Raw genomic sequence first — 5797 nt, forward strand, 5'->3', positions numbered from 1 at the left:
ACAGCAGTACAAAGATCATTATCTGTAACAGTTAATGTATAAGCGCCTGAGCAAACACTTGTAATACTTTCTCTGGTAGAATCATTAGACCAAGAGTAAGAAGTGCTACTCGCACCATTCAAAAAAGTAATTTTAAGAGAATCGATTGTTCCTTCTTCATTATTATTTGCACAATCCCAAGCAACCAGATACCATAAGCTATTCGCCTTGCTCCCCACCAACGCATGATCAACAAGTGTAAAATCATCATTCGGTTTCCAATTACCTGTATATGGAGCAGTGCCTTCTGAAATAGTTTCTTCTGCATCTCTGGTAAAACAAGCTTCTACTACATTTGGTCCAGCCCCAATATCTCCTTTTTCAACTAAGCTTAAGTATTGATAGTTATCGCTATCCGCTGCATCGACCACTTCAATACCAAATTTAAGGTCGGCTGGATTAGGATGAGTAAAGCTCACACAAATGGACTTAATTGAATTTTCATCTACCGTTGACAAAACTAGACTTGGCTGAAGATCAATGTAAAACTGATTGGAGCCACAATTCCCATCAGACAAGATCTGATTTCCGCCATCACTCGAGGAAGAAGTAGAAAACGTTGCCAACGGTTCTCCAATCTCATCTCCCGTTATCACAACCTCAACAGATCCATCGCAAATAGAATCACAAACCGATGCGTCTACAATAGTATAGCTTACCTGGATATTTGATGAATCTAGTACCTCTGCAGAACAGGTAACCGTATCATTAATAATATCGGTAATTGTAACAGTATAAACGCCTGGCACCAACCCATACTGCGTAGTAAGTGAGTCTCTTCCCAAATCAATCACTGTTTCGCCATTGGACCATTCCAAACTAAAATCAGGCTGACCACCCATAATTTTAACAGATAGATTTCCATTTAAAGAGTCATGGCAAACATTGATAATCTCACATGAAACAACATCACAAGCAGTTCCTCCTGCATAGGTATAAGGATCTTGTGTTCCGGTTTTAATCAAATTAGCTTCTGTAATTAAATTATCATGAATACTAGCATCTAACGAAGCTATCATACTTTCCTTCTGTCCTTCAGTAAACATTATTGTACAACCATATTCCATATAATTTTGCACATTATCTTTAATATCTCCTGGTTGCCCGGCATCACAACTATTTAAATTCTGATTACACCCATAAGTTCCTTTACATAAAGGAGTATCTGAGATACCGTCATCCTGATTACAATTACTGTTATCTCCAGCATCATTTAACCAACCCCATGTATGATCCAAGTTAAACCAATGCCCTATCTCATGCGTTAAGGTTCTATTATCGGTGGAACCATTTCCTATTCCTACCCATGGGCTTGCAACAGTAACTCCTGAATTAATATTTGTGGTTGGCCCATATGCCCAGCCATAATATCCATCTAATTGATAATTAACATAGATATTTAAATACTCATCATGTTTCCACTTATTGTCTAATTGATTTTGCACAAATGAATAAATGCCATTCGAACCTTGCGTATAAAATGTTTCATGTTCATAATAATTAATTCCAGTTGAACAATTCCCGTCTGGATCCTTTTGAGCAAGTCTAAATTCAAAACCTACATTCGCCAGAATTGGCTTAAACTCATCATTGATTAAAGCCGTATCAGAGTTCCGTAGATTAAAGTCATCATTTAATATATTAATCGCTTCAAAAACATCTGATTCAGGGATCTTACCATCGCCAGCTGCATTATGAATAATATGAAATACAATTGGAATAATATAAGTAGTACCTGATTTTTGAATACTATTCTCTTCAATATACTTAACCTCTGCTTTGTGTAACAAGCGTTCCTCTAGCAATTCATTATATTTTACGGGGTCTGCTTGTTTCAGCATCTCCCAGCGCGAATTTACCCCACACTTTTGCTGAGCACTTGCAAAGTTTGATATAAGGACCAAAAGTCCTACTACAACCGAAAAAGCTAAACTTACAACACTTCTATTTCTCATATACTTCTCTTATTTAGTGCACTTCAATAACTAACCCAAATTAGTCTTTTTACTCTAGGATGTAACTTCACTTTCTTGGCATTTTATCATCATATATCAACAAACAACAATTTCTTCCGTAGTATGTAACTAGGCACAAAAACAAATTAACACTGTTGAGGCAGGTCAAATTTTCCTTGAAGCCAAAAGTGCAGAGCGTTCTCTGCTAACAAGTCTATAACAAATAAGGAGCAACTAAATATGGAATGGCATAAAAAACCGTTGGCCGTCTGGGGCCTTATTCTTCTCGCTTTTGGGTTTATCCTTAGCGTACTGATGTTCTATATGGTCTGGCCTTCCACCTATCTATTTTTCCTTATGATGACAATTGGGTTTTCATTTATTGTAATTAGCCTAATCATAGATTGCATCTATATTAAAAGAATAGATAAGCTTATTGTTCAACTAATATTAATTCCTTTTCCCGTAATACTTTTTTGGATGCTTTACATCGGAAAACTTGCTGAGTCCGAGAAGTATTTTATTCCTGAAGGATATGTTGGCAGAATATTCGTCTTTCACAATCACCTTAGCGGAAGTGAAACAGAATATGAAAATGACTCCAGAATTTACAGAATTGAAAACGACGGTGTCTTAAAAACTAAGTTTAATGAGAACAAAGGAATGATTCCTATTGAAAACTTGGAATTTTTGTACATCGATAATTCAGGTAATAGACAGTCAATTCCCTTAAACTGGGGAGCCGAATTTGATTCAAGTAAAGTATGTGTATTTGGCAGAACATTTGGTGATTTCGGAGGAGTAGTTTATCAAGAGTTTGTGATTGATACTTTGATTAATGCTAAATACTATTCAAACGTTCGAACGAATGAAATGCTACGACTTATTCGCAAACACGATTTGGTAGATATTAAACTAGAAACAGCTCTTAGGGTGATTAAAAACAACTAGCCACCATATCCTCATTTCATTCTTACTATCATTATTTCTAACGCTTCATAATCTATACCTTTGAGGTATGACAAAAGACGCGGTAACACCCGAAAGTATTCTAAAACATTATTGGGGATTTGAAGAATTCAGACCACTTCAAAAGCAAATTATCGAAAAAACGCTCAATGGCGAAGACGTCTTGGCTCTACTCCCTACCGGTGGAGGAAAATCTATTTGCTTTCAAATACCTGCTCTGGCCACAAACGGAATCTGTATAGTAGTATCTCCACTCCTCGCCTTGATAAAAGACCAAGTTGAAAATTTGGTTAAAAATAAAATCAACGCAACAGCAGTTATTTCTGGCATGTCTAAAAAGCAAATCGACATTACTTTAGACAATTGCATCTATGGAAAGGTGAAGTTTCTATATGTTTCTCCAGAGAGACTGAAAAACGATTTATTTCTCGAAAGGGTACAGAAAATGAATATTAACCTACTGGTGGTTGATGAGGCACATTGTATTTCTAAATGGGGATACGATTTCAGGCCTTCATATTTACAAATATTTGAGCTCCGAAAGTTATTCAAGAACGTTCCTGTACTTGCTCTTACAGCAACTGCAACGAAAGAAGTAGTTAAGGATATCCAAGAAAAACTACTTTTCTCTAAAGAGAATATTGTTCAAAAAAGTTTTGAAAGAGAGAATATATCACTTGTGGTACGAACCAAAGAAGACAAACAAAAACAGCTCTTTAATATTGTTAAAAAAGTTGGAGGGTCTGGAATCGTTTATGCCTATAGCAGACGAAGAACAAAAGAAATCGCAACACTGTTACAAAAAGCGGGAGTCTCTTGCGATTTTTATCATGCTGGATTAACTATTTCTGAGAGAGAAAAAAAACAAGCTCAATGGATGAAGGGCACCACCCAGATCATTGTTTCTACAAATGCTTTTGGAATGGGAATCGATAAAGAGAATGTTCGATTTGTAATTCATTGGGACTTGCCTGATTCGCTTGAAGCATATTATCAAGAAGCCGGACGTGGCGGCAGAGATGGTAAAAAGGCATATGGCGTTATTTTATCCAATAAGCAAGACATAAGCGAACTTACAGACCGTGTTAAAAAAGAGTTTCCTGATATCGATGAAATCAAAAGAGCTTACAAGGCTATTTCAAATTATCTTAAAATAGCTATTGGCTCAGGAGAAGGCGTTTACTACAACTTCAATCTGAATGAGTTTTGCGAAAGATTTAATTTCAAACCAAGAGGCTTCTTTAATTGTATAAAGTTTATCGAAAGAGAAGGCTATATGACTACGAATTTCAGCATGAAATCTTTATCAAAAGTAATGTTCATTGCTAATAAAGACCAGCTATATAATTTCCAAGTACGAAATGAGAACTACGACAACTTTATTAAAACCATTCTAAGATCCTATACCGCAATTTTCGACGATTTTGTACATATCGATGAAGATGAGTTGTCTAAAAGGAGTAACATCAGTCCTAAGAATGTTTCATTTTATCTAAATCATCTGCATAAGAAAGAGATCATACATTATGTTCCTTCTAGTAAACAACCTCAGATTTGCTTTGTCCCTTTCCGGAAGGATGTAAATGACATTAAAATATCAAAGGTGAATTATTTGGATCGCAAAAAGACAGCCTTGATTCAAATGAATTCAGTAATCGATTACGTCTCTAACAACCAAATTTGCAGAAGCCAGCTCCTACTAAAATATTTTGATGAGAAAAAAGAAAAGGAATGTGGAAAATGCGATATCTGCATTGACAACCTAAAGGCATTAGAAAAAAACAATTCTAGTGATTTGGAGTTAACTATTCTTAATCATTTAAAAAAGAAACGCACTACCATTAATGACCTAGAGAATATGATAGGTGGTGATAAAAACCAGTTTGTGTCTGTCATACAATCTCTATTAGACAATAATAACATCGCTTACGATTCGAAAGATCAACTGTACGTAGAGAAATGAATTTATTAAAAAACATTTCCTACAGAGAGATATGGTCTATCTCCTATCCAATTATTCTTGGTGGAGTAGCACAGAATATTGTCAACGTAACAGACACCGCATTCTTAGGGAAATTCGGCGAAATCCCACTAGCTGCTGCAGGAAATGGCGGGATCTTCTACATGGTAATTATCATGGCCGGGATGGGATTTACGGCTGGAGGAGAAATACTTATTGGCCGTAGAAACGGAGAGAATAACGCAAAAGAAATTGGAAAAATATTTTCGCACTTAGTGTATTGTTTGTTAGCTCTAAGCGTAATTTTCTTCTTGATTTCTAAATTTTCCATCCCCCATTTAATTAACGCAGTAAGTAAATCTAAAGAAATAGCTCAGTATACCATCGAGTACTTAGATTATAGAATATGGGGAGTCTTCTTTTCCTTTCTCTGTTTCGCCTTTAGAGCATTCTTTGTGGGTATAACTGAAACGAAGATTCTTATTACAAACACTGCAATCATGGGTATTGTAAACGTAATATTAGACTATGCATTAATATTCGGTGAGCTAGGTATGCCTATGATGGGAGTTGCTGGTGCAGCCATTGCATCCGTCATCGCAGAAGTTATTGCCTTCATCCATTTCTTTTGGTACACATCAAGAATCGATCACAAAAAGTATCATCTCTTTAAGTTTACTCGTATTAAAACAAATATTGTTAACCAAATAAGTAAAGTGGCTACTCCCATTATGGTTAGGAACTTTATCTCGCTTACTAGTTGGTTAATATTCTTTCTCATTATCGAACAGATTGGAGAAAGAGAGCTAGCCGTGTCGCACATTGCAAGAAGTTTCTACATGGTTTTAATAATTCCACTATGGGGGTTTAGTGC

4 protein-coding genes are annotated in these 5797 nt (G+C 35.9%); 3 read left to right on the top strand and 1 reads right to left on the bottom strand.

What is annotated here, in order from left to right; all coding sequences use genetic code 11:
* A partial coding sequence (locus HRT72_05710; protein NQY67203.1) for a hypothetical protein occupies positions 1-1994 on the bottom strand: 1994 nt, incomplete at its 3' end.
* A gap of 240 nt (positions 1995-2234) precedes the next feature.
* Between HRT72_05710 and HRT72_05715 the strand changes: the two genes are divergently transcribed.
* From HRT72_05715 to HRT72_05725, 3 genes are all read left to right on the top strand, one after another.
* Positions 2235-2945: a hypothetical protein gene (locus tag HRT72_05715; GenBank protein ID NQY67204.1), complete on the top strand. Its 711-nt coding sequence runs from the start codon at positions 2235-2237 to the stop codon at positions 2943-2945.
* A gap of 67 nt (positions 2946-3012) precedes the next feature.
* Complete coding sequence (locus HRT72_05720; GenBank protein NQY67205.1) at positions 3013-4926, top strand: RecQ family ATP-dependent DNA helicase; 1914 nt, start codon at positions 3013-3015, stop codon at positions 4924-4926.
* Positions 4923-5797, top strand: an 875-nt coding sequence (locus HRT72_05725) for an MATE family efflux transporter (GenBank protein ID NQY67206.1), incomplete at its 3' end; no start/stop codon positions are given. The genes HRT72_05720 and HRT72_05725, both read left to right, overlap by 4 nt.

The organism is Flavobacteriales bacterium (genome assembly GCA_013214975.1).
Taxonomy (GTDB): Bacteria; Bacteroidota; Bacteroidia; order DT-38; family DT-38; genus DT-38.